Raw genomic sequence first — 23,787 nt, 5'->3', positions numbered from 1 at the left:
ATAAAATAATTAGTGAGATATACGTCACATGTTATTTATTATTTTTTTATTAAAATGAATTTTCAAATTGTTTTTAAATAAAAATTATTGTATCTCTTATATTAACTATTTAATAAATAGGTATATATAAAATGAAAAATAATATATTTAAAATTGTAGTTTTGGCGGTACTTTCCACTTCCCCACTATTTTGTTATGCGAATAACACAATAATGATTAAAGGAAATATTGTTGAAGATACTTGTTCTACAGTAAATATTGAAAAAGAATGCGCTCAAATCAATTCTTTGAATACAACTATTGATACTCAATATTTAAACAAAGATAATGTGTTCAACTTAGCGCGACATACTGAAAAAATGGATACGAGTATTGAAACTATAAGTGCTAATAAAAAAGTAGTGCTTGTTAACTATCATTGAAATGAACGAGCTTTCAACATCAACTCAGTCTTAACTCTTTACGGTTACTTAAGTATGAATGGCCTTATAAGAGTGAATTTTTGACTTTATAGTGCAATACTTAGCTAGAGTTAACAATTCGCTCTTATTTGCTTAATAAATGATAAATTTTTCACGTTTTTTCATGCATAAAGATAAATTGTTCTATATAATTACTTCATTAAATTTTTCTTAAAATAATTTTCTTTAATTGTATTTTTCTTTTGCAATTATTCTTAATAGAACTTCTATCAAATATTTCATATTTAAAAACAAAATCTTAACTCAAAAAGAGCATTAGTCATGTTTACTCTAAATTCATGGTATTTTTTCTTATTATTTAAAAAATATGTGATCTAGTTTGCATTTTGTTTAAAAAATGTTAGTATCGCCGCATTACTTTTCAAGATGTCAACCTCTGGAAAAGTAACAGATTAAACTTTTATCCAGACTTTTTGAGAAAACACTATGAAAAAACTTGCTTTGATCGCTGCTCTTTCAGTTGTAGGGATTGCGAACGCTCAAGCTGCTGATGGTACAATTACAATTAATGGTTTAGTTACAGACAAAACTTGTGACATCGTTACACCTGCTGGTAAAGATTTCACAGTTACTCTTCCAACTGTTTCTAAACAAACTTTAGCTGCTGCTGGTAACGTTGCTGGTCGTACTCCTTTCCAGATCAAATTAGCTAACTGTTCAGAAGGTAAAGTTGCGACTTACTTCGAACCAGGTGCAACGGTTGACTTCAATACTGGTCGTTTACTTAACCAAGACGCTACTGGTGCTAAAAACGTTAACGTTCAACTTTTAGGTAGCAACAACCAAGTAATTCCAGTTCTTGCTGCTGGTGCAAATGGCGCTCAAGCAAACTCTCAATGGGTTGACGTTGCTAAAGCTGGTAGTGCAGACCTTAACTACTATGCTGAATACTATGCAACTGGCGCTTCTACTGCTGGTAAAGTGAACACTTCTGTTCAATACACAATTATCTATCAATAATTGATGGATGATAGGGTTTCTATATCCGTATAGAAGCCCTATTTTGTGTAACGCTTTCCCGAACTTCCTTGGCTGAGAATCCTGAAATGAAATTGAACAGTTATAATTTTTTGTTAGGTTTGGCATTTGCTTCAGCGGTAGCCGCACCTGCCTCTCATGCAGAAATTGTAATTCATGGCACTCGTGTAATTTATCCATCAGATGCCCGAGAAGTTACGCTACAAGTTAGCAATAACGGTTCAAAACCAGCACTTGTCCAAGCTTGGATTGATGAAGGCGACCCAAAAAGTACTCCGGATCAATCAAAAGTTCCTTTTATGATTGCTCCTCCAATTTCTCGTGTTGAAGCAACAAAAAGTCAGACTTTTCGTATTACTGCTCTACCCACTGCTTCTCAGTTAAATCAGAAGCAAGAAACTGTCTTATGGTTAAATGTTTTGGATATTCCTCCAAGACCTACCTCAAAGGGCTCAGATGCGACACCTGATAATTTTCTGCAATTAGCAATTCGTTCACGTATTAAATTCTTCTATCGTCCAGCTTCGATTAAAGATGATGCGAACTTAGCGGCAGATAAGCTTCAATGGGTTAAATCTGGTCAAAACTTAACGGTAAAAAATCCAACACCTTTTCATATCACCATGACTTCTGTTTATCAGAAAGTCGGCGATAAAAAAGTAGATTTATTACCTGAAGGGCTAATGGTTAAGCCTTTTTCTGATGCATCCATTCAGCTTAAGAATGGCAATCTTCAGGATATGAGTTTTATTAATGTGAATGACTACGGTGGCCGAGTCGAACACTCAATAAAACTTCAATAATCAGATTTATATTTTTTAATAAATTTTAAGCACCTATTATGTGAGTAGGCGGACTTAGCTATGCCAAAAAAACGGCAAGAATCTTATAAATTATTAAAACGCCATATTTGTTATTACTTGGCTTCCGGTGTTGTTACTATGACAATGCCTGTATTCGTGCATGCTGAAGAAACAGCTGCGAGTGCTCCTGTTGAAGCTGAGTTTGATTCTGCTTTCTTAATTGGCGATGCAAAAAAAGTTGATATTTCTCGCTTTAAATATGGCAACCCTGTTTTACCTGGCGAATATAACGTTGACGTATATGTAAATGGTCAATGGTTTGGTAAACGTCGTATGGTGTTTAAGGCGGTAGACCCAACACAAAATGCGGTCACTTGCTTTACAGGAATTAATCTTCTTGAATACGGCGTAAAACAAGAGGTTTTGACTAAGCATGCTCCCCTTCAAAAAGAAAATAATAGTTGCTACAAAATAGAAGAATGGGTTGAAAATGCATTTTACGAGTTTGATAACTCTCGTTTACGTGTCGATATTTCAATCCCTCAAGTCGCATTACAAAAAAATGCGCAAGGTTATGTCGATCCGAGCGTATGGGATCGCGGTATTAATGCAGGCTTTTTATCTTATAACGGTAGTGCTTATAAAACGTTCACTCAATCGAATGATAGAAGTGAAACCTCAAATGCGTTTATGGGTATCACAGCCGGACTAAATTTAGGTGGTTGGCAGCTACGTCACAATGGTCAGTGGCAATGGCAAGATACACCTGCTGAAAATCAATCTAAGTCAAGTTACGAAGAAACAAGTACTTATTTACAGCGAGCATTCCCGAAATATCGTGGTGTTTTAACACTTGGTGATAGTTTTACAAACGGCGAAGTATTTGACTCTTATGGCTATCGTGGTATTGATTTCTCAAGTGACGATCGAATGCTGCCGAATAGTATGCTTGGTTATGCCCCACGTATTCGTGGTAATGCTAAAACTAATGCAAAAATTGAAGTACGTCAGCAAGGCCAACTTATCTATCAAACAACGGTAGCACCGGGTAACTTCGAAATTAATGACCTGTACCCTACCGGATTTGGTGGCGAGATTGAAGTTACCGTTATTGAGGCGAATGGGGAAATACAAAAATTTTCTGTGCCTTATGCATCTGTTGTTCAGATGTTACGTCCGGGTGTAAACCGTTACTCACTCACTGTAGGTCAATTCCGTGATCGTGATATTGATCTTAATCCTTGGGTGGTTCAGGGTAAATATCAACAAGGTATTAATAACTATTTAACGGGTTATACCGGAATTCAGGCTTCTGAAAATTATACAGCTTTATTGCTGGGTGCTGCTTTTGCAACACCTATTGGTGCTGTTGCATTTGACGTTACGCATTCTGAGGCGGACTTTGAAAAACAAGCTTCGCAGTCTGGTCAAAGTTTCCGTTTAAGCTATAGTAAATTAATTTCACCAACCAATACGAACTTAACACTTGCAGCTTATCGTTATTCAACAGAAAACTTCTATAAATTGCGTGATGCCCTTCTTATTCGTGATTTAGAAGAAAAAGGTATCAATACTTACGCTGCGGGTCGCCAACGTAGTGAATTCCAGATTACCTTGAACCAAGGACTCCCTGAGGGTTGGGGTAACTTCTATATGGTAGGTTCATGGGTCGATTATTGGAACCGTAGTGAAACAACTAAACAGTATCAGATTGGTTATAGCAATAATTACCATGGTTTAACTTATGGTTTGTCTGCGATCAATCGTAAAGTTGAATACGGCGCAAGTAACCAATCACGTGATACTGAATACTTAATGACATTGTCTTTCCCAATGAACTTCAAGAAGAACTCAGTTAATGTCAACATTACTGCATCTGAAGATAGTCGTACAGTGGGTGCAAGTGGAATGGTAGGTGATCGCTTTAGTTATGGTGCTTCTATGTCGCATCAGGACTATGCAAACCCAACATTTAACGTAAATGGTCGTTATCGTACTAACTATACAACTGTTGGTGGTTCTTATAGTGTGGCTGATTCTTATCAACAAGCTATGGTGAGCTTAAGCGGTAGTATCGTTGCTCACTCAAAAGGTGTGTTATTTGGACCTGAACAAGGTCAAACAATGGTACTTGTACATGCACCTGATGCAGCTGGCGCAAAAGTAAGTAATACCGTTGGTCTAAGCATCAATAAAGCAGGTTATGCCGTAGTTCCATATGTTACTCCATACCGTCTTAATGACATTACCCTTGACCCTCAAGAAATGTCTAGCAAAGTAGAACTTGAAGAAACAAGTCAACGTATTGCGCCGTTTGCTGGTGCAATTGCTAAAGTAGATTTTGCGACTAAGACAGGTTATGCAGTTTATATTAATAGTAAGACTGCAGATGGCAACAGCTTACCTTTTGCAGCACAAGTCTTTAACCAAAAAGACGAAGCTGTAGGTATTGTTGCACAAGGTAGTATGATTTACTTACGTACCCCACTTGCTCAAGATCGTCTGTATGTAAAATGGGGAGACGAAAGCAATGAGCGTTGTTCGGTTGAGTACAATGTTGGTAATCAGTTGCAAAACAAGCAACAAAGCGTGGTAATGACGGAGGCTGTCTGCAAATGAAAAGAATATTATTAACGGGTGCTCTATTTACCGCGGGCTTAGGTGTGTATGGTGAAGCTAATGCTGCATGCTATATAGTCAATTATGAAGCAAATGATGTTCTTATGGCGGTGGGACGTGTTGTCGTACGTCCTAGTGATCAAGTAGGTGCGATTTTAAGAAAAGCGACTTTTCCTATTACCCGGACTAGAACACAAGCAAATAATTGTGATAGCCGCGATGTTGCCGTTGCGGAATTAACACAGGCTTATCCGTTAAGCTCCTTAGGCAATAGCATCTATACAACCAATATTCCTGGTATTGGTATTCGCCTATACCGTGAAGCAGATAATAATACCAATTTTTCTGGTTATTACCCTTATCAACGTGGTGGAATCTCAGGTAATCGTTACTTAGCAGATGGCTATTTTGTTGTGGAAATAATTAAAATTGCCTCACAAACAGGTTCTGGGACTTTAGTTCCTGGTAGATATAGTAGTTATTATATCCGTGGTTTTCCAGATAAGCCTTTCTTAACAAGTACTGTTAATGCCAATGCGATTACCATTGCATCTTCTTCATGTGAAATTCAAGGTAATATCAATAAAGTTGTACAACTACCAACAGTTACTAAAGCTGGCTTTAAAGGTGTTGGTTCAACTCAAGGTGAACAAACTTTTGATATGAACATCCTATGTAATGGTGGTATTAACCCTACTGGCTATGAAGAGAAAAATCTTATTAGTTTGACCTATGACTTTACTCAAGATGGTACAAACAATCAGGTTTTAGCGAATACAGCTGCAGCTTCTGAAAAAGCAAACGGTGTAGGCGTTCAGTTACTTTGGAATTATCAAAATAAAAATCAGGTTATCAAAAAAGGTGACAAGCTGGCTTTAGGTACATTGTCTTCTAACCAGACACTTCAATATAACGTACCGATGACTGCCCGCTACTATCAAACAGCAACGAATGTTACACCGGGTAAAGTTCGTGCTATGGCAACTGTAACTATTGAATATGATTAATCATATTCAATAGTTTTTAAATTTAACAATATCAAATATTTAAGAATTAATAATAACTTTTTCTTTATCCATACTTTCTAAGAATTTACTTAACTTTATAGGAACATCTATGAAAAAAATAGGCATAGTTGCTGTTAGTGCAATTACCTTATGCTGGGCCATGTATGAGGTATCATCTGATAATACCAATACAGCATTACGTAATGAATCTAACCAAAAAGTCGCATCTAAAAGAATTTCATCAACTACAAAGAATGAAAAATTGGCATCTCAACCCCTTTTGACTCAAATGAATTCCCCTAATTCTTCTACCCCAATCTGCCAATATCATTTTGATGCAACTCAAGAAGATTATGACCTATGGAATAATGAACATCCTGATTATTTTCCTATGAAAATATTTCCAATAATAAGTGGGCAAAAATTTAGCCTTAAAGTAGATCCTATACTAGAAAATGAATATGGCAATATAGATTATATAGCGAGAACTAAAGCAGGTCTCAACTCGACTAATGATATTGGCGATTTCTCTATACCTAATAAGGGCATTATTGCCTTTGAAATGGAACTAAAAATTCCAACTGTAGCCGTTGGTAACTCTTCTTATATCTCTAATATTGATTTTACTGGTGTAACAAATAATGGATATACCGTTAGATCAAACTACGGGTTTCATACAGGGACTTATGACCCAGATTTTGGCGAGAATCCTCCAACTTTAAATTACTCTTTAGCATATCGAGTTAGTGATAATAGCGGACCTGATCATCCTTACTTCAAAAGTCAAAATATGACAAATAATATGAATGGATACCAACGCTTGGGTATATATATTAATCAGAACACGAAGCAAGTAGGCTTTATTTTAAATGGAGTTGATCAGGGGTATCAATCTAATTTGCCAGCTCCGCTTGCGAATATACGTTTTTCTATTATGAATGGTATAGCAATATATTCTGAACAATTATTTGGACAAGAGTTGTCGAGTGAACTAATTACAGACCGTAATGCTCTACAGTTTAGCTATCCTCAAGGTACCACTGACATGTGTGGTAATGCCATTTAAAATATAAAACTATTAAGCATAAAAAAAGGGCTGAATTACAGCCCTTTTTACTTCATTTAAAAATGAATGACAGTGCGAATGGATTTACCTTCATGCATTAAATCAAAAGCGGTATTAATGTCTTGTAAAGGCATTGTATGCGTTACAAAAGCTTCAAGTTGAATATCACCTTTCATAGCATCTTCGACCATTTTAGGAAGTTGTGAGCGCCCTTTCACACCACCAAATGCTGTACCCAACCATTTACGGCCAGTAACTAACTGGAACGGACGGGTTGAAATTTCTTGGCCTGCACCGGCTACACCAATAATGACAGATTGTCCCCAACCACGATGTGCACACTCTAGAGCTGAGCGCATAACATTGACGTTTCCAATACATTCAAATGAATGATCTACGCCCCAGCCTGTCATTTCTACAATGACTTGCTGAATAGGTTGGTCATAATCTTTAGGATTTAAGAAATCTGTAGCGCCAAACTGTTTTGCCAGCTCAAATTTATCTGGATTTGTATCTACGACAATAATGCGCCCTGCTTTTGCTTGACGTGCTCCTTGTACAACGGCTAAACCGATACCACCTAAGCCAAATACAGCAACAGAGTCGCCCTCTTGTACTTTCGCTGTGTTATGCACGGCACCAATACCTGTAGTTACCCCACAACCTAATAAACATACTTGCTCGTGATTCGCCTCAGGATTAATCTTAGCTAAAGATACTTCGGCTACTACCGTATATTCACTAAAGGTTGAACAGCCCATGTAGTGGTAAATTGGTTCGCCCTTATATGAAAAACGTGTAGTACCATCTGGCATAACGCCTTTACCTTGAGTTGCACGTACAGCAACACAAAGATTGGTTTTTCCAGATTTACAAAATAAGCATTCTTTACATTCTGCCGTATAAAGCGGAATAACATGATCACCCGGCTGAACGCTTGTTACCCCCTCACCAACTTCAATTACTACCCCCGCGCCTTCATGACCTAAGATTGCCGGGAAAACACCTTCCGGATCATCACCAGATAAGGTAAATGCATCGGTGTGACATACTCCAGTATGGGTAATCTTGATTAAAACCTCTCCCGCTTTGGGTGGTGCAACATCAATTTCAACAATTTCTAAAGGTTTTCCTGGAGCAAAGGCGACAGCTGCACGAGATTTCATCTTTGGGTTTCCTTTATATCATTCGGTATTTATAGTCGAGCAAAATAGATAATGTAATGCTAATACAAGAGCTTAATTTTGCTTAAATTAAAATTGGCTTTCATAGCAATCCATTACAGCATAGCCAGTCACATACGTCTAAGCAAGCCTACATTTAAAAAACGAGAAAACCCCTTACTTGAAGAGGTTTCTTATCAAATCATTATCTTGTAACCAGCTTATTTTTACTTATAGGTAAATATCCGGTGGGTATGGCGTGTTATCACTAATAGGTGTATAGAGCGTATTTTCAACAAAGAAGCCATTTGGAGCTTGAGTAGTATCGATTGTAATCGAGTCAAACATAACTTGTGGATATGCCCAGATAAATTGCTTCATAAGCCCTAGAGATACATTATTTTGCATATCTCCAAAAATACGTTGCCAGATAGGTGTTCGATATGGTTTGTTTTTGTCGAATCCATAGATATAAGCAATAGATGCATCTGGTACAAACCCTGATAAATAAGCAACTTTACTGGCAGGATAGCCTAAATCTTGAGTTGGTATTTGTGAAACAGCTTGATGGGCTAAATCTAATTTCGCTTCTAAAAGCCAATCATAGGCTTCAGTCATAATGTAATCAAAATGAGGGTATGAATAATGCTCACTTGGATAATTAATATAAGTTGCTAGGGTTTGTATTGGTGAGCGAATAGATGGGAAAAAGATTAATGGGCACACTTGGGCATTTGCATATTTTGCTTTAATTGCTGTTCGAATATCTTGGCAGGTCTGCCCTAACTTATTTCTTAACCATGTTTTAAATTCATCATACGGTGTTCCTGTTTTATTCATCGCCTCATAAATTGTTCCTAAGTCTGGTGCATATAAACCTGTATCTGCATTAAAAGCTAACTTGGTTGGATAGTCATAGACACATGGTAAGTTCGTATCTGTGTTATACCACCACCAAGGCTCACCAATTTGCATGTTGACATCAGACCCACCTGTCACCATGGTATCTGCAAACTCAATAAAAACTTTATGTAAATATGCCAAAGCATTTTGATCACTTAAACTGAAGAAATAACTTGGTGGCTGGTAGCCTGTTTTACCCAAATTACTATTCCAGTCTCGCTGTGCCCAAAATTCATTTGCGCCTAGCGAGTACATTTCAAAACTTACCCCAAAAACGGGTTGCATATTTGCATTATGCAGAGCTTGGGCATATTTCTCATGCCATTTACGGGTACATGGGTTAACAACATCTTGTCCAGTCACTAAGGTGTCTGGAATCTGGAATCTATTAATATCACTTCTCCAGATTATTTCAGGATAATGTGACATACCACAGTAATGATTAATGAAACCGTGATAACCCAAAGCAGCCATGTTATCTACTATACGCTGCGGGTTCAGGTCGTAATGATCGTCATAGCTGGTACATAAGCCATAGTTATGCTGTGGTACAACCACTCGGCTTAAATTTAATTTTGCATTTGCACCTGTCACGACTGAATTAGTAATGCGAATATAACCATCTTCAGCCTGACTTAAGGGCAATGATGAGTGTGGGTTATAACTACTTGTAAAAGCCGAAAATGTGATTTGCTGAATATTGGTAACTGGAAAACTATCTGTAGCCGAGAAACCTGCTTTGACTGTATCCCAGTTGATATGAATATGGGCAGATCTTGAAGATGGAGTATTTGCATAGTTGAACAAGACGATATACGCAATTTTATCTACTCCATTGTCGTTATAATAAACCGTTAAAGTTGGAGTTAGCGACTCATTATTTAGAACTGGCATAGATGGTGATAGTTCAATATCAAAGTCCCATACCACACCTGAATAGCTATATTTAGTTTCATAAGCTAAAAATTTATGGTCTTTAGAGTCGTAAGAGTCCCAACTAATACCAGCCAAGTCTGTAGTCATGCGTGAGCGGAAAGACGCCTCAAAACCGTTGCCATAATTGGTAATCGCAAAAGACATGGTTTGTGGACCATCTATTCTCCAATAAGTTGGGTTGAACCGATCAATAAGTATATTTTGAGTAATGGGTTGAGGTGAAACAGTCGAATTATTTTGTACATTTTCTGAATTATTTATCATGTCATATTGCTCTTAATGGTTTTAAGAAGCTTTATATTAAATAATAATTTTATTTATATTGTTCAGATAAGTAACAATTTAGTCTAATCTATTAACAGTAGATAATGGTTGGAATCATTAAAATAATGTAAAGCTAACATATTATTTTAATTCTAAAGTGGACTTTGCAATAAGGAGCAATGAATGCCAAACTTTTCTCATTTAAGCCACTTTAGACTACTCGTTATTTTTACTCCAGTTCTTTCATTATTAAGTGGCTGTAGTGATCCAATATTTTATAAAAATACTAAAGCTTCTGCTATTTCTACTCCTACCTATACAACTAATTATCCAATCCCTGATGAATATTTAAATGAAAAGCTCCAACCAAATGAAAAAAAACTGGCTCAAGAAATCTCTACCGTTATTGAAGAATCAATACGTAAAGAGTATGCACCTGGTAAAGCCTTAAGAGATGCACATCCTAAAGCACATGGCTGTGTTCGTGCCGAGTTCCATGTACTTAAAAATATTCCAAATCAACTTGCAAAAGGTATATTTGTTCCTGATAAGAGCTATCAAGCCTGGATTCGATTTTCGAATGCATCTAACGATGCATCTCAAGCAGACATTGAAAAAGATGCTCGCGGCATAGCGATAAAAGTTTTAGGTGTACCGGGGCAAAAAATTTTAGAAAGTGAAAAAGAAGCGACAACTCAAGATTTTATTATGATCAATCATCCTGTCTTTTTCGTAAATGATGGGCAAAGATATCTTTCTTTTATGCAGGACGTTAACAGCAAAAGTACTCTCAGAAAGCTTCATATTCCGTTTGCTTTAGGGCTTAAAGGAACAATCAATGCTTTAGGAGCGCGTAATTCTAAAATTTCTAATCCATTATATGCACGTTACTGGTCTATGGTGCCCTATCAATTAGGATTAGATAATGACCGTCAAGCTGTTAAGTATTCCGTAAGAAATTGTTCTACGGTATCTACATCTCTACCTGACCATCCAAGCCATAATTTTTTAAGAGCTGCACTAAAAGATACGCTGCAAAAACAAGACGCTTGTATGGAGTTTCTTATACAGCCAAGAACTTCAACTCAAATGCAAGTTGAAGATGCAATGACAGAATGGAAAGAAGCAGAAGCACCTTTTTATCAGGTTGCAACTATTCGTATTCCAAAGCAAAGCTTTGATACACCGGAACAGAATCAATTTTGTGAAAATCTCTCCTTTACGCCGTGGCATGCTTTACCTGAGCACAAACCTTTAGGTGCAATAAACAGATTACGTAAAATTATTTATGAAAATATAAGTAAAGTGAGACACGATATGAACTCGGCCCCTCGACAAGAGCCTTAAAAGAATGGCTATACTAAGCTAAAGCCTATAGATCAATTTTCTCAACAATAGAGTGTAGGATGGCTAACTTCTTTTTTATTGAATAATCTCCTTTACTTGTGTCGATAGTGATTCGATCAATGAAATCTGCTAACCAAAAAATAAAGTCTTCTTCACTTTTATAGATGGGAATCAAGCTAATATCTAACTTGAAAGGTAACTCATCCTGAAGATTAAGAAATGTGCCTCCGAAATCAAAAAAATTATATAAAAACTTTAATTCTGTACCATTAATTGCTTTTTTGATTTCCATAATTAAATTATTTAGATTTTTTAGATGATTATTGGTGTGTTCTTTTTTTATATTTTTTGAAATTTTTTCTGCTAATAGTAAGTATTTTGGCATTTCTATCTCCTTATTAATTTCTTATAAAATATGAGTATAAGATTAAAGTTATAAATTTAAGTTTTTAGTTTTTATTGAAGTGTTATTTTTTTTTTAAATTTAATATAAATTTATGTAAATTGAAACCTTTTATAATTTAAAAATGTGATCTAATTTGAATTATATTCTGAGTAAATTAATAGGTTTTTATTATTCATAAATAAGCCCAATACTTTTAAATTATTGGGCTTATTTTTTAATATGCTTAAAATCACTTTCTTTAATCTTAAGTCATTTTATGGGAACTCTTCACTTTATGAATTTTCCCACATTTTCTACATTCTCTTACCTCATCATGAGAAATATCAAAATCATATTCCCAGATGTGCATGCAGAAAAATTGTCTAAAATTATGGAGCATAGACACCTCCTTTAAAAAACTAACAAACATGAAAGTTCTTTATAGATTCAGAATACATCTAGACTAAATTGTCTACAAGGAAGCAATTTAACTCTCTTTTAAAATTTCTATATCTCCTTAAACCATGAAGATAATAAAAAGCTAACATTGATTTCTGTATCTATTTTTATAGCGAACAATTGAGTTATGTTCATAGTGAAAACTTATGTGAAGACATCAATATAACAAGGAATTTTGCTAATTCCATAAAAAAACCGCCCCAGAAGGCGGTCGCTGAATTTTGACAGCGATATAGAAGTGTGGTGGAAACACTTCTATTCTTTAAATTATTTTTCTTCTTTTATAATTTTCATGAAGGCCTCTGATTTAAAGTAATTAATGATAAGTTCCCCCTCATCATGTCTCTGTACTTCTACTGGCTGAGTATGACCACTATCAAATTCACAGTTAAATTTAAAGTCTGGTGGAATAAATTTTGAAATAGGAGGAAGATGAGTCTCCCCACCTGTCGTCATTCTTTCTATAAATCCCGCTAACCATAAAATATATTCGTCTTTATTTTTATGGCTTGGCATTAGGCTAATATCAATCTTAACGGCGCATTCATCCAGTGGCTTTGTTAAACATTCTTCAAAGTCAATAAAGTTATATTTAAGCTTAAATTTTGTACCTTTAATCTCTTTACGGATTACGCCTATCAAGTTATTCAAATGTTCAGTCGGAGTATCAGAAAAAAGATTATTTTCTTCAATTTTTTTATATACCTTTTCAGCAATCATTAAATATTGTGGCATTTCCTATCTCCTTCCTTCTACCTTCCATTGTTTGGTAGGTTGCTTATGCAGCTTTTTAAGGAAGTATGATAGAAATCATGTGTTTTAATGTAGTAGTTAGTGTCCTCATTGTAAGTAATGTGAACTTGTGAAATTAGGGCGCATGTTAAAACACAACTTATAAAAATAAGGAGTAATATGTCACAGTTTTATAAGTGAAATTCATAAATTATCGAAATAATTTCTTGCAGTAAAATACAGCTCACACAATCAAAATGATTATTTAACAAGCCGCTAGTAAAATTTTAATCTCTACTAATACATTGTTTTCATTATATTTTAATTTTATAGTTTTTTAGAGTACAACAAAATCATACAGTTATTGAGGTTTTTGACATATAAATTGAATATAAGAATGCTCTGATAGATCTAACTTGGATGCAAATTAAATGCTTACATGATCAATCAGCTATATGAGCAGTATAGTACTATGGCCTTAAGTGCTTGGGGTTTTACTGATTTACCTTCTTATACAGATACATACGATCCTAATGAGAAAGATATAGTGATAAAGACAAATAATTGGTTGAATGATGAGGCAGCAGAAGAAAAAACACGTCAGGGTCTTACCGCTTTTGTAGCCCTCGATGATGCATTTATGAGTATCGCTTCACGTATTTATTTAATTAGAAATGCCAAAGAAACTATAGATCTACAATATTACATTTGGACTAATGATTTTGTGGGTAATCTGATCTTGCATGAATTACTGAAGGCGGCAGATCGAGGCATAAAAGTCAGGTTGTTGATTGATGATCAAAACGGTATAAAACTTGATGGCATATTAAGAAGCCTTTTACAGCATTCCAATTTTGAAATTAGGCTATTTAATCCTTATAAATTTAGATATTTAAGAATATTCGACTATATTTTTCGCTTCAAAAAAGTGAATCACCGTATGCATAACAAGCTCATAATTGCAGATGCTTCAATTGCAGTAACCGGTGGTAGAAATATCAGTAGTGAATATTTTGAAGCAAGCAGTAAGTTTCAATTTACAGATTTAGATATTTTGTTTTATGGAGATGCTGTACGGCATGCCCAAGCTGTATTTGCTGACTTTTGGGAAAGTACCTTAAGTGTAGACGCGACTAAAGTGATTGGTACTTGTGCTGAGCATCATTTAAAAGCTCTAAGAGAGCATTACGAACAATTACACCATGAGAACCATAGCCTGACTGAAGATAAACTTTATGATGCTCAGTCTTATCTAAAAGAGCTTTTAGAGCACAACCCTATTCAATGGTCTAAAGCACACTTTGTAGCAGACTCTCCCAAGAAAATTTTAGGTACCGCAGCTGAACATGAAATGCTGTATGGGCAAGTCATGTCTATTATGGGTAAACCCAAGCAGCACTTAGAATTAGCTTCTGCTTATTTTGTACCCACTCAACAAGGTACGTATTATTTGAAACAACTGCGAGTTGAAGGAATTAAAGTTCGTGCTTTAACTAACTCTTTTGCTGCGAATGATGTTGCGATCGTACATGCTTTTTATAGTCAATACCGTGTAGAAATGCTTAAAAATGGTATTGAACTTTATGAGTTTAAACCTGTTTTAGAACGGCGACGTAGAACTTGGTACGAAATTGTAACGGGTAGCGTTATACCGGCAAAGGGTAAAAATAAATCAAGTTTGCATGCGAAATTTTTTGATGTAGATGGCAAAGTATTTATTGGTTCTTTTAACTTTGACCCCCGCTCTACTTATTTAAATACCGAAGTAGGTTTAGTGATTGAATCTAGCCAATTACAAACTCAGATTTCCGTTATGTTAGATCAACATTTACCCCAAGTGGCCTATCAGTTAAAACTAAATAGCCAAGGTGAAATTACTTGGCTAGATTACCAGTCGAATGGTCAAGTCATTGAATACGATAAAGACCCGGGAACCAGCCGTTTTCAACGAACAATGATTAAAGCCGTTTCTTACTTGCCTATTGAGTGGATGATGTAAGTTTGAATATTACAAGAAACCTATTTCATTAAAGAATTTTTGATAGGCTTCTGCTTTCTTCTCAAGCGCTAGTGGATATGCTCTAGAAGATGACGGTAACCGATATAAATGAATATCGCGGTCGGCAAAATAAGTTGTTGTCGATGTTCCAATTAAAGGTTTTTCAGTGTTCTCAGGTAAAACTGAAATTAAGGTATCAGTTGCTTTGTCACCTGTAGTCATAATAGTTTGGCATAAAGGGATTTTTTGAAGCAAAGCCGCCAAGTCTGTGGGTGTGACAATTTCCAGAAATTTGTCGGAAGCATTACCTTTGAGGCGTTTAATTTGATAAGCCGTATCGAAAATGGCAATACCTGTTTCAGTTAAGAAGTTTCGGATACGTTCTTCATTAAATGTTTTCTGATTTTCGCTTAAAAAATAGGTCTTGTCTTGGAAAAAGATTAAGCCAAAAATTCTCCACATGTCATTTTGAAAGTTTGGATAATAAAAGTCCATCTTCCATTTATTACGAGGAGGTGGGAAACTCCCTAGCATTAATAAACGGGCATTTTCAGGTAAAAATGGTTGTAGTGGATGGGTTTCTATCTCAATTATCATAAAAAATCAGTATTTACTTCAAAAATTATAAGTAACTTAACGCATTTTCAGGTTAATCACGAGTCAAGAAATGCAAATTCACTTAATTAAATGCATTGAGGCGAAACCTTTTGTTGTTTCGCCTCAATCATTTCGTTTATATGCATGTTAGTAACCAAACTGCTTAAGAGTTTAAAATTTTAAAGACTTTACCTGTTCTTGGATGGGCAAAGGTATTGTCTTGATCTAAATTGATAACTTTGTCTGAAATGACAATCTTCGAAAGTGGTAACCAGTTTTGCTCTACTTCGGTTGAAGCTAAATTTTTTTCCAGGGCATTTTCAAAAATTTGCTCTACCACAATTTCCATACCACACATACTTTTTGCATTAACTTCTTTTAAAATATGACGTTTAGACATTTTAGTCTCCATTTTTTATTCTTAACGTTAAAGATAATAAAGGGAGTTTTGCTACAACATGTAAAATTTAGCATTTGAAGTGTTCTTTTTGTTTTAAACATATTTATTTAATAATTAAATGAATAGTGAAATAATTATTTAAAATAAAAGTTAATATTAGATGAACTTATAAAAAAGTTTATTATTTTAAATAAATTTAATTTATAGAAAATAATATTTAAAGGGTCCACGTATGAACCCCTTTATTTACGTTTAAACTTGTACAGCATTATCTAGAGAACTATCATCTTTGTTTTTATTATTATCTTTACTAATCAATGAGTCAGTATCGCTATCGGTACTAAAGCTCTTACTATTTTTTTGCTTCTTCTTGTATACGCATATGCCAATGGCAATACCTGTTCCTAGTACTAAAATTGATTTTAACATTTTGCACCTCTTCAGTTGACGGAGAAACTTTTGAGAAATCAACTTAAATTAATAGCACATTATTTGTTATTTAAGGGCTTTGATTTGAGTCGCTTTTGTAAGGTATTTAATTTTTATGTTAATTGAAGAGTATAGTAATTTCAAAAATAAATTTTGATACAAAGCAAAAAGCCTATTCTAAAAATGGAATAGGCTTTTTACTGTATTTCAGGATTAAGCAGTATTATTAATTGCTTTAAGCAATCTTATTTATCTTTAAATACAGTTCCAATGTATTTAATGCTGAACTTTTAGTCAAGACGGGAAAGGGACCATTTGCAATTAATTGGTCATTCTTGTGATGAAATTCTCATTTTTAAAATAAGCAATAAAAAACGCCCATTTCTACTTCTCAAAAAGAAATGGGCGCATGTGAAAACCACTAAAGACCTGAAATACCAAATGTTCTTACATTCAGTAATATTGATTCTAATTAATTTACCGAATGGTTGACAATTAAACCATTTGTACTTTTTTTAGTCATTTCGGCCAATAAAAAATGCAAAATAATTCGCTATTTTCAATATGTTTAGCACTAAATTATTTATTTAGAATGCGATTGAGTACAGTTAACCAGTTAGAAAAACAAATTTTTTCTATACTTTCATTGGAATAATGTCGCTTTTGCATTGCTTCAATAAGTAAGTGTAGTCCCCTTACATCTTCAATTTCATCGCTAATAAGTGCTCCATCAAAGTCGGAACCAAAACCGACATAATCTTCTCCCATTTGATCTATTAAATATTCAAGATGCTCTAAAAGTACATCAATAGATGTGTTGGCATCGCGCTGCCCGTCTTTACGTAAAAATGCAACGTCAAAATTTACCCCGACTATGCCTTTAGAGTCCCTGATCGCCCTAAGTTGGTCATCTGTTAGATTTCTGGCTTGAGGACATAAGGCATGTACATTCGAATGGGTCGCGACTATGGGCTGTTGAAGAATGTTAGCGGTATCCCAAAAAGCTCGTTCATTCATATGGGAAACATCAATCACCATTTTTTTATCAGCACAGCGTTTTATAAATACTTTCCCCTCGTGTGTAAGGCCGGCTCCCGTATCGGGTGAATGGGGAAACTTAGCATTTAAACCATGTCCAAAACGACTGGGTCTATTCCAAAGCGGCCCGATGCTACGAAGCCCTGCATCATAAAATATATCGAGTAAATCTGGATTGAATTGTAGTGCTTCGGCGCCTTCCATATGCAATACAATGGCTAACTTTTGTTTTGCTAAACAGTGCTGAATATGCTGAACAGTTGTGCAAATTTGAATATCGTTAGAATACTCGGCAAGTTGTTTTGCTAAATCGAGTTGTGCCAGACAAATTTGCTCAATTTGCTGTTGGGTAAAGTCAGACGCGTTTTGGTCAAATAGTTTGTTGGGATGATGATGCTTAACATAATGAAAAGGCGGCAAGAAAATAGCAAACATCCCACCGACAAAACCCGCTTCTTGACAGCGTTTTAAATCGAGATGCCCTGCTAAACGTTCCTGAATAAAAGCCTGAGTAGGATTGCTATGATCACTTAACCACAAACGGGTTAATACATCGTTATGACCATCAAAAACAGGAAATGTGCCATGATTCATATCGGTTTTCTCACAGCTAATCATCTACAATATTTTGAACAGGAATGTTTTGTTGAACCGTAAATTGCTTTGAATTTTTAGTGTTACGGAATACCAGTTTTTCTAGAGTTGCATCGAATTCACTCTCGGCACGTGCCTGTTCAATCAACTGATGATATGGCGATTTACCACAAACAGGGTCTGCATTGCTTGCATCGCCTGTTAACATATAGGCTTGGCAACGACAGCCACCAAAGTCGCGGTCTTTATCTGGGCAACTACGGCAACCTTCTGGCATCCATGCATCGCCACGGAAGTGATTAAAACCGGTAGATTCATACCAGATTTTTGATAGACTTTGCTCACGAACATTTGGGAAAGAAATAGGCAATTGTCTTGCTGCGTGACATGGCAAGGCCATACCATCTGGAGCAACTGTAAAGAAGATTTTACCCCAGCCATTCATGCAGGCTTTTGGTCGTTCTTCGTAATAATCAGGTACCACAAAAATAAGTTTGCAAGGATGGTTCTGCGCTTTTAACTTGTCGCGATATTCATTGGTAATACGTTCAGCACGTATGAGTTGTTCTTGTGTCGGTAATAAACCTTGACGGTTTAAAAATGCCCAACCATAAAACTGACAAATTGCTAGCTCGACTGTATCGGCATTAAGTTCAAGGCAAAGCTCGATAATTTTATCAATCTGGTCAATGTTATGCCGATGAATCACAAAATTAAGGACCATCGGATAATCATATTTCTTAACAAGTCGGCACATTTCATACTTTTGTTCAAAAGCATGTTTCGAACCTGCCAAAGCATCATTAACAACTGGGTCACTTGCTTGAAAGCTAATTTGAATATGGTCTAGGCCAGCTTGTTTTAAATGAGAGATACGCTGTTCGGTAAGTCCCATGCCTGAGGTAATGAGATTGGTATAAAATCCGAGTTGGTGTGCATGTGCCACAAGCTGTTCCAGATCTTGACGTACTAAAGGTTCACCACCTGAAAACCCTAGCTGTACAGCACCCATTTGCCGAGCTTGATCGAAAACGTCAAACCACTCTTGAGTAGTCAGTTCATTTTTGTGCTGTGCGTAGTCTAAAGGGTTCGAGCAATATGGACATTGTAGCGGGCAACGATATGTTAGCTCCGCTAGTAGCCATAGAGGTAAACCAACACCATTGGTCATATAAAATCAATCCAGTGCTGTTGCTGGGCAACTAACATGTAATCAATAACATCGTTGTCAATTTCGGCTATATCGCCAAATTGTTGCTTGAGCTGGGCAATAATGGCAGAGACATTATTTTTCCCATCAATATACTGTCCAATGGCCCCTGCACTTTCATTTAATTTAATCATGCCTTCAGGATATAAAATGACAAAACTATTTTGAGCAGGCTCAAATTGAAAGCGATAACCTTGTCGCCATGTAGGCACAAGATTTACATCAAATTGTTCTTTATTCATTTAAATAGTCCTTTGTGCCATACCCGTTCTTGAGTCACGCTATGATATGGTGCTTCATTGTGTACGTATGCCAGTGTTAAGGCATCTAAAATGCTCCATAAAATATCCAGTTTAAACTGCAATATTTCCAGCATTCTTTGTTGTTGCTCATGAGTGGTAAATGAATCAAGCGTAATTGTTAAACCATGTTCAACATCACGGCGTGCTTGACTTAAACGAGAACGAAAATACTCGTAGCCCTTGTCATCAATCCAAGGGTAATGTTGTGGCCATGATTCAAGGCGAGATTGATGAATCTGTGGGGCAAAAAGTTCAGTTAAAGAGCTGCTTGCTGCCTCACGCCATGATGCACGGCGTGCAAAATTTACATAGGCATCTACAGCAAAGCGAACACCCGGTAAAACCAATTCTTCGGAAATCACTTGCTCACGACTCAAGCCTACAGCTTCTGCTAACCGTAACCATGCTTCTCGTCCACCGCCGTCAGGATATTCGCCATCTTGGTCAATCATGCGTTGAATCCATTCCTGACGTACACGTTGGTCTGGGCAATTTGCCATGATCGCGGCATCTTTGAGTGGAATATTGATCTGATAGTAGTAGCGGTTTGCAACCCAAGCCTGAATTTGTTGCTGGGTCGCTTTACCTTCATACATCATTACATGAAATGGATGATAGATATGATAATACTGACCTTTATCAATAATGGCTTGTTTAAATTGTTCGGTTGTTAAAGCTTCAGGTGTTTGAGTCATGTTTCACCTTAGAGTTCGATCTGCATGCCATCATAGGCAACTTCTACACCATGTGCTTTTAGTTCAGCAAATTGAGCAGAGTCTTCATTTAAAATCGGATTGGTATTGTTAATATGAATCAGCACTTTTTTGGGTGTATTGAGTTGATTCAAATAAGACAGTGAACCGCCTTCCCCACTAATATATAAATGCCCCATTTCACGGCCAGTTTTTTTACCTACACCCGTTTGCTGCATTTCATCATCGGTCCAGAGTGTGCCATCAATCATGACGCAGTCAGAATTTTGCATAATCTGCATGATTTGATCATCAATCTTTCCAAGCCCTGGTGCATAAAACAACTGTTTTTGTGTTTTACGATCTTTGATGATTAAGGCAATATTGTCGCCCTCATGCGGGTCATGGCGATGTGGTGAATATGGCGGTGCCGCGCTTTGAATAATTAAAGGTAAAAATTCTAAATTTTCAAAACCATCAATTTTAAAAGCTTGTTTAGGATTAATTTCATTGTATTGAAGACCGCCATTCCAGTGCTTCAACATATTAAAGACTGGAAAACCTGTGGTCAGGTCTTGATAGACCATTTCTGTACACCACACATTCATTGGGCAGCCTTCACGTAAAGTTAACAGTCCAGTGGTATGGTCAAGTTGGCTATCCATCAAAATAACGTTGGTAATGCCCGTGTCACGTAATTTACGTGCAGGTTGAGCTGCTTTAAAGTCAAATAATTGCTGACGGATATCTGGTGATGCGTTTAATAAAATCCAGTCTACGCCGTTTTCTGAAACCGCAATTGAAGATTGAGTTCGTACTTTGGCATTAATTTTACCTGTACGAATACCATGACAATTAGGACAATTACAGTTCCACTGAGGGAAGCCGCCTCCAGCCGCTGAACCTAAAATATAAATATACATAAAATTAATATCTTATTAGAAAGACATAAGCCCTAGAACAAAACTAGGGCTTATGTCAGATTTGAATAGAAATAATTAACGTGCTTCAAAGTACATTGTTACTTCAAAACCAATACGTAAATCAGTGAAAGCTGGTTTTGTCCATTGCATAAATTTTTCTCCAGTCAGGATTAATCTTGCGAAATGAATCACTTGATTAAATCTTATAAAGCAATTAAAAATTTATTCTAATTAAAAATGCCACGTTTGTAGATAAGGTTGATACAAGATATTGTTCGATAATTGTGTTTTTTGTCCAAATTTTAATAACTCCTTATCAATCAAAGGCGATTAAAAGGTCATAACAGACAAATATTCTGCTATGACCGAACTTTTACACGGCTAAGTTCATTAAGTATTGCTGTGCAATATAAAGATCTTGCTCTGGTTTAGGCTGGCATTGCACCCAAGTTCCATCAGCTTGTAGTTCCCACGCTTGACGATTATCTTTTAGGTAATTGTTTAGACCATCTTCAATAACTTGTTTCTTTAATTTTTTACTTTCGATTGGGAAGCAGGTTTCGATACGAGAGAACAAATTACGTTCCATCCAGTCTGCACTAGCGCAAAACACTTTTGTATCACCATCATTATAAAAATAGTAAACTCGAGTATGTTCTAAATAGCGTCCAACAATTGAACGTACCCGAATATTATCGGACAGCCCTGCAACTTGTGGTCTTAAACAGCAAATTGAGCGAATAATTAAATCAATTTGTACACCCGCTTGAGAAGCTTTATAAAGCGCGCTGATGAGCTGTGGTTCAGTAAGCGCATTCACTTTAATGATGATGTGTGCTTTTTTGCCAGCAAGGCTATTTTTAATTTCTTGTTCAATAAGCTCTAGTAATTGTGAATGCAAGGTAAAAGGTGCATGAAAAAGTTTCTTAAGCTTTGCCATTTTGCCCATACCAGTCAGTTCTTGGAAAATTTTATGTACGTCTTCACAGATTTCAGCATCACTCGTAAGCAGGCCAAAATCTGTATAAATTTTGGCATTCACCGCATGATAGTTGCCTGTACCTAAGTGAACATATCTTTTAATTTTGTCTTGTTCACGGCGAACAACTAAAATCATTTTAGCGTGAGTTTTATAGCCAACAATGCCATAAACGACAACTGCGCCTGCTTCTTGCAATACGTTAGCTACTTCAATATTGGACTCTTCGTCAAAACGTGCTCTTAACTCAATAACAGCAGTAACCTCTTTTCCGTTACGCGCCGCTTCTGCAAGAAGTTGAACGATTTCCGAGTTGGCACCACTACGGTATAAGGTTTGTTTAATTGCCAAGACATTTGGGTCTTGTGCAGCTTCCCGAAGAAACTTAATGACGGGTGCAAAAGAGTCAAATGGATGATGAAGTAAAACATCCCCTGCTTTTAACACATCAAAAATTGGCTTTTTACTATAGAGAAGTTTTGGTAAAATCTGTTGATATGGTTTATAGCGCAACTCTGGCAAATCAAAGTTTGAAATAAAGCGGGCTAAGTTGACAGGACCATCGACGTAATAAAGATGCTCTGCATCTAAATCAAATTGCTCTAATAAATAGTTAGCAATTTCTTCAGGACATTTTTTTGCTACTTCCAAACGAACTGCTTGACCAAAACGGCGTGAAGATAATTCACCTTTTAAAGCTGCCGCCAAGTCTTCTACATCTTCAGAAACGGTTAAATCAGCATTTCGGGTCACACGAAATTGATGGCAACCTGTGGCTTTCATGCCCGGAAATAAATCCGAAATATGCTGGTGAATAATGGCAGAGAGCAGAATGTAATGTTCTGCACCACCAGAAATATGCTCCGGAATTTTAACAAGTCTTGGTAAAGAACGCGGGGCCGGCACAATAGCTAAATCAATCTGACGTCCGAAAGCATCTTTGCCTTCCAAAGTCACAATGAAGTTAAGACTTTTATTAACTAACCGTGGAAATGGATGTGCAGGATCAAGACTAATTGGTGTAACTACAGGTTGTACTTCTTTAAAAAAGTATTCTTTAATCCATTCTTTATGTTTTTCTAATATATCACCGTGCTGAATAAAGTGGACGCCATAGCCTTGCAACTGTGGCAACAACGTATAATTTAAAATCTTATATTGCTCTTCAACGGCTTCATGAGCATTTTTCGAAATTTGCTTTAATACTTCTGGTAATGGCAGACCTTCTGGTCCAGTCGCTTGTGTCATTAGGCTAATTTTCTGGATCAAACTTGCCACACGAATTTCAAAAAATTCATCCAGATTACGTGAAAAAATAATTAAAAAATTTAAACGTTCAAGTAATGGGTGTTCAATATCTTTGGCCTGAGCGAGCACACGCTTATGAAACTCTAATAAAGAGAGTTCTCTATTGATATATGTCTCTAAATTATGCTGGTTTGAGCTAGATAATGTAGGTAATGATGTCATTCTTGACTCT

Annotated in this window: 22 protein-coding genes; 8 read left to right on the top strand and 14 right to left on the bottom strand. The window is 36.1% G+C overall.

What is annotated here, in order from left to right:
- Positions 1 to 131 precede the first annotated feature (131 nt).
- The 6 genes from J576_RS15905 (at position 132) to J576_RS15880 (ending at position 6,955) form a co-directional block, all read left to right on the top strand.
- Positions 132 to 422 carry a hypothetical protein gene (locus tag J576_RS15905; RefSeq protein WP_004887207.1) on the top strand — a complete coding sequence of 97 codons (291 nt, stop codon included), beginning with the start codon at positions 132 to 134 and terminating at the stop codon, positions 420 to 422.
- A 486-nt stretch (positions 423 to 908) separates the two neighbouring features.
- On the top strand, positions 909 to 1,442 hold the full coding sequence (locus J576_RS15900; protein ID WP_000731816.1) for a fimbrial protein: 534 nt from the start codon (positions 909 to 911) through the stop codon (positions 1,440 to 1,442).
- A gap of 86 nt (positions 1,443 to 1,528) precedes the next feature.
- The gene (locus tag J576_RS15895; RefSeq protein WP_000774082.1) at positions 1,529 to 2,263 is read left to right on the top strand and encodes a fimbrial biogenesis chaperone; all 735 of its coding nucleotides are present in this window, start codon (positions 1,529 to 1,531) and stop codon (positions 2,261 to 2,263) included.
- Positions 2,264 to 2,323: 60 nt separating this feature from the next.
- Complete coding sequence (locus J576_RS15890; protein ID WP_002049976.1) at positions 2,324 to 4,882, top strand: fimbria/pilus outer membrane usher protein; 2,559 nt, start codon at positions 2,324 to 2,326, stop codon at positions 4,880 to 4,882.
- Positions 4,879 to 5,889 (top strand): fimbrial protein, encoded by a 1,011-nt coding sequence (locus J576_RS15885; RefSeq protein ID WP_002049906.1) that lies wholly within the window; start codon positions 4,879 to 4,881, stop codon positions 5,887 to 5,889. Before J576_RS15890 ends, J576_RS15885 begins: the two co-directional genes overlap by 4 nt.
- 109 nt (positions 5,890 to 5,998) lie before the next feature.
- Entirely contained in the window at positions 5,999 to 6,955 is a 957-nt protein-coding gene (locus tag J576_RS15880; RefSeq protein ID WP_002049992.1) for a DUF4882 domain-containing protein, read from the top strand.
- Positions 6,956 to 7,011: 56 nt separating this feature from the next.
- On the opposite strand, the gene J576_RS15875 is transcribed toward J576_RS15880, so the two are convergent.
- Together J576_RS15875 and J576_RS15870 are read right to left on the bottom strand one after the other, a co-directional pair.
- Complete coding sequence (locus J576_RS15875; protein ID WP_002050087.1) at positions 7,012 to 8,121, bottom strand: S-(hydroxymethyl)glutathione dehydrogenase/class III alcohol dehydrogenase; 1,110 nt, start codon at positions 8,119 to 8,121, stop codon at positions 7,012 to 7,014.
- Positions 8,122 to 8,349: 228 nt separating this feature from the next.
- Positions 8,350 to 10,221 carry a non-contractile tail sheath protein gene (locus tag J576_RS15870; protein WP_002050167.1) on the bottom strand — a complete coding sequence of 624 codons (1,872 nt, stop codon included), beginning with the start codon at positions 10,219 to 10,221 and terminating at the stop codon, positions 8,350 to 8,352.
- Positions 10,222 to 10,404: 183 nt separating this feature from the next.
- Here J576_RS15870 and J576_RS15865 point away from each other — a divergent pair, with 183 nt between their 5' ends.
- The gene (locus J576_RS15865) at positions 10,405 to 11,568 is read left to right on the top strand and encodes a catalase family protein (protein WP_002049989.1); all 1,164 of its coding nucleotides are present in this window, start codon (positions 10,405 to 10,407) and stop codon (positions 11,566 to 11,568) included.
- A gap of 25 nt (positions 11,569 to 11,593) precedes the next feature.
- Here J576_RS15865 and J576_RS15860 read toward each other — a convergent pair whose 3' ends face one another.
- Both J576_RS15860 and J576_RS15855 read right to left on the bottom strand, forming a co-directional pair.
- Positions 11,594 to 11,953 (bottom strand): hypothetical protein, encoded by a 360-nt coding sequence (locus tag J576_RS15860; RefSeq protein WP_002049945.1) that lies wholly within the window; start codon positions 11,951 to 11,953, stop codon positions 11,594 to 11,596.
- A gap of 726 nt (positions 11,954 to 12,679) precedes the next feature.
- Positions 12,680 to 13,147: a hypothetical protein gene (locus tag J576_RS15855; RefSeq protein WP_002049859.1), complete on the bottom strand. Its 468-nt coding sequence runs from the start codon at positions 13,145 to 13,147 to the stop codon at positions 12,680 to 12,682.
- 436 nt (positions 13,148 to 13,583) lie between these two features.
- Here J576_RS15855 and J576_RS15850 point away from each other — a divergent pair, with 436 nt between their 5' ends.
- The gene (locus tag J576_RS15850; protein WP_002084057.1) at positions 13,584 to 15,143 is read left to right on the top strand and encodes a phospholipase D family protein; all 1,560 of its coding nucleotides are present in this window, start codon (positions 13,584 to 13,586) and stop codon (positions 15,141 to 15,143) included.
- A gap of 9 nt (positions 15,144 to 15,152) precedes the next feature.
- Here J576_RS15850 and J576_RS15845 read toward each other — a convergent pair whose 3' ends face one another.
- The 10 genes from J576_RS15845 to ppk1 all read right to left on the bottom strand — a co-directional run bounded on the left by J576_RS15845 (position 15,153) and on the right by ppk1 (position 23,777).
- Positions 15,153 to 15,740, bottom strand: coding sequence for a uracil-DNA glycosylase family protein (locus J576_RS15845; RefSeq protein ID WP_002050129.1), 588 nt, complete (start codon positions 15,738 to 15,740; stop codon positions 15,153 to 15,155).
- A 163-nt stretch (positions 15,741 to 15,903) separates the two neighbouring features.
- Positions 15,904 to 16,140, bottom strand: a complete 237-nt coding sequence (locus tag J576_RS15840; protein ID WP_000044007.1) for a hypothetical protein — start codon at positions 16,138 to 16,140, stop codon at positions 15,904 to 15,906.
- Between the two features lie 252 nt (positions 16,141 to 16,392).
- Entirely contained in the window at positions 16,393 to 16,569 is a 177-nt protein-coding gene (locus J576_RS19905; protein WP_033855690.1) for a hypothetical protein, read from the bottom strand.
- Positions 16,570 to 17,148: 579 nt separating this feature from the next.
- A complete protein-coding gene (locus J576_RS15830; protein WP_002050252.1) occupies positions 17,149 to 18,201 on the bottom strand; it encodes a dipeptidase in 1,053 nt (350 codons plus the stop codon).
- A 16-nt stretch (positions 18,202 to 18,217) separates the two neighbouring features.
- Positions 18,218 to 19,372, bottom strand: coding sequence for a pyrroloquinoline quinone biosynthesis protein PqqE (pqqE, locus tag J576_RS15825; protein WP_002050112.1), 1,155 nt, complete (start codon positions 19,370 to 19,372; stop codon positions 18,218 to 18,220).
- A complete protein-coding gene (gene pqqD / locus J576_RS15820) occupies positions 19,369 to 19,653 on the bottom strand; it encodes a pyrroloquinoline quinone biosynthesis peptide chaperone PqqD (RefSeq protein WP_002049970.1) in 285 nt (94 codons plus the stop codon). Before pqqD ends, pqqE begins: the two co-directional genes overlap by 4 nt.
- Positions 19,650 to 20,408: a pyrroloquinoline-quinone synthase PqqC gene (gene pqqC, locus J576_RS15815; protein WP_000195110.1), complete on the bottom strand. Its 759-nt coding sequence runs from the start codon at positions 20,406 to 20,408 to the stop codon at positions 19,650 to 19,652. Before pqqC ends, pqqD begins: the two co-directional genes overlap by 4 nt.
- 8 nt (positions 20,409 to 20,416) lie before the next feature.
- Positions 20,417 to 21,328: a pyrroloquinoline quinone biosynthesis protein PqqB gene (gene pqqB / locus J576_RS15810; protein ID WP_002050235.1), complete on the bottom strand. Its 912-nt coding sequence runs from the start codon at positions 21,326 to 21,328 to the stop codon at positions 20,417 to 20,419.
- A gap of 75 nt (positions 21,329 to 21,403) precedes the next feature.
- Positions 21,404 to 21,478 carry a pyrroloquinoline quinone precursor peptide PqqA gene (gene pqqA / locus J576_RS15805; protein ID WP_001982218.1) on the bottom strand — a complete coding sequence of 25 codons (75 nt, stop codon included), beginning with the start codon at positions 21,476 to 21,478 and terminating at the stop codon, positions 21,404 to 21,406.
- A gap of 223 nt (positions 21,479 to 21,701) precedes the next feature.
- The gene (ppk1, locus tag J576_RS15800; protein ID WP_002049941.1) at positions 21,702 to 23,777 is read right to left on the bottom strand and encodes a polyphosphate kinase 1; all 2,076 of its coding nucleotides are present in this window, start codon (positions 23,775 to 23,777) and stop codon (positions 21,702 to 21,704) included.
- Between the last annotated feature and the right edge of the window lie 10 nt (positions 23,778 to 23,787).

The organism is Acinetobacter sp. 766875 (genome assembly GCF_000582055.1).
GTDB classification, from domain to species: Bacteria; Pseudomonadota; Gammaproteobacteria; order Pseudomonadales; family Moraxellaceae; genus Acinetobacter; species Acinetobacter nosocomialis.
Note: the sequence above shows the minus strand (reverse complement) of the source record. Positions and strands in the feature narration are given on the sequence as shown.

Bases quoted from the DNA above. Each gene is read 5' to 3' on its own strand.
- J576_RS15905 (WP_004887207.1), top strand. From the start codon at position 132: ATGAAAAATAATATATTTAAAATTGTAGTTTTGGCGGTACTTTCCACT.
- J576_RS15880 (WP_002049992.1), top strand. From the start codon at position 5,999: ATGAAAAAAATAGGCATAGTTGCTGTTAGTGCAATTACCTTATGCTGG.
- J576_RS15885 (WP_002049906.1), top strand. From the start codon at position 4,879: ATGAAAAGAATATTATTAACGGGTGCTCTATTTACCGCGGGCTTAGGT.
- J576_RS15895 (WP_000774082.1), top strand. From the start codon at position 1,529: ATGAAATTGAACAGTTATAATTTTTTGTTAGGTTTGGCATTTGCTTCA.
- J576_RS19905 (WP_033855690.1), bottom strand. From the start codon at position 16,569: ATGTTAAAATCAATTTTAGTACTAGGAACAGGTATTGCCATTGGCATA.
- J576_RS15865 (WP_002049989.1), top strand. From the start codon at position 10,405: ATGCCAAACTTTTCTCATTTAAGCCACTTTAGACTACTCGTTATTTTT.
- J576_RS15855 (WP_002049859.1), bottom strand. From the start codon at position 13,147: ATGCCACAATATTTAATGATTGCTGAAAAGGTATATAAAAAAATTGAA.
- J576_RS15840 (WP_000044007.1), bottom strand. From the start codon at position 16,140: ATGTCTAAACGTCATATTTTAAAAGAAGTTAATGCAAAAAGTATGTGT.
- ppk1 (WP_002049941.1), bottom strand. From the start codon at position 23,777: ATGACATCATTACCTACATTATCTAGCTCAAACCAGCATAATTTAGAG.
- J576_RS15890 (WP_002049976.1), top strand. From the start codon at position 2,324: ATGCCAAAAAAACGGCAAGAATCTTATAAATTATTAAAACGCCATATT.
- J576_RS15870 (WP_002050167.1), bottom strand. From the start codon at position 10,221: ATGATAAATAATTCAGAAAATGTACAAAATAATTCGACTGTTTCACCT.
- J576_RS15875 (WP_002050087.1), bottom strand. From the start codon at position 8,121: ATGAAATCTCGTGCAGCTGTCGCCTTTGCTCCAGGAAAACCTTTAGAA.
- J576_RS15900 (WP_000731816.1), top strand. From the start codon at position 909: ATGAAAAAACTTGCTTTGATCGCTGCTCTTTCAGTTGTAGGGATTGCG.
- pqqD (WP_002049970.1), bottom strand. From the start codon at position 19,653: ATGAATAAAGAACAATTTGATGTAAATCTTGTGCCTACATGGCGACAA.
- pqqB (WP_002050235.1), bottom strand. From the start codon at position 21,328: ATGTATATTTATATTTTAGGTTCAGCGGCTGGAGGCGGCTTCCCTCAG.
- J576_RS15860 (WP_002049945.1), bottom strand. From the start codon at position 11,953: ATGCCAAAATACTTACTATTAGCAGAAAAAATTTCAAAAAATATAAAA.
- J576_RS15830 (WP_002050252.1), bottom strand. From the start codon at position 18,201: ATGAATCATGGCACATTTCCTGTTTTTGATGGTCATAACGATGTATTA.
- pqqC (WP_000195110.1), bottom strand. From the start codon at position 20,408: ATGACTCAAACACCTGAAGCTTTAACAACCGAACAATTTAAACAAGCC.
- pqqE (WP_002050112.1), bottom strand. From the start codon at position 19,372: ATGACCAATGGTGTTGGTTTACCTCTATGGCTACTAGCGGAGCTAACA.
- J576_RS15850 (WP_002084057.1), top strand. From the start codon at position 13,584: ATGATCAATCAGCTATATGAGCAGTATAGTACTATGGCCTTAAGTGCT.
- J576_RS15845 (WP_002050129.1), bottom strand. From the start codon at position 15,740: ATGATAATTGAGATAGAAACCCATCCACTACAACCATTTTTACCTGAA.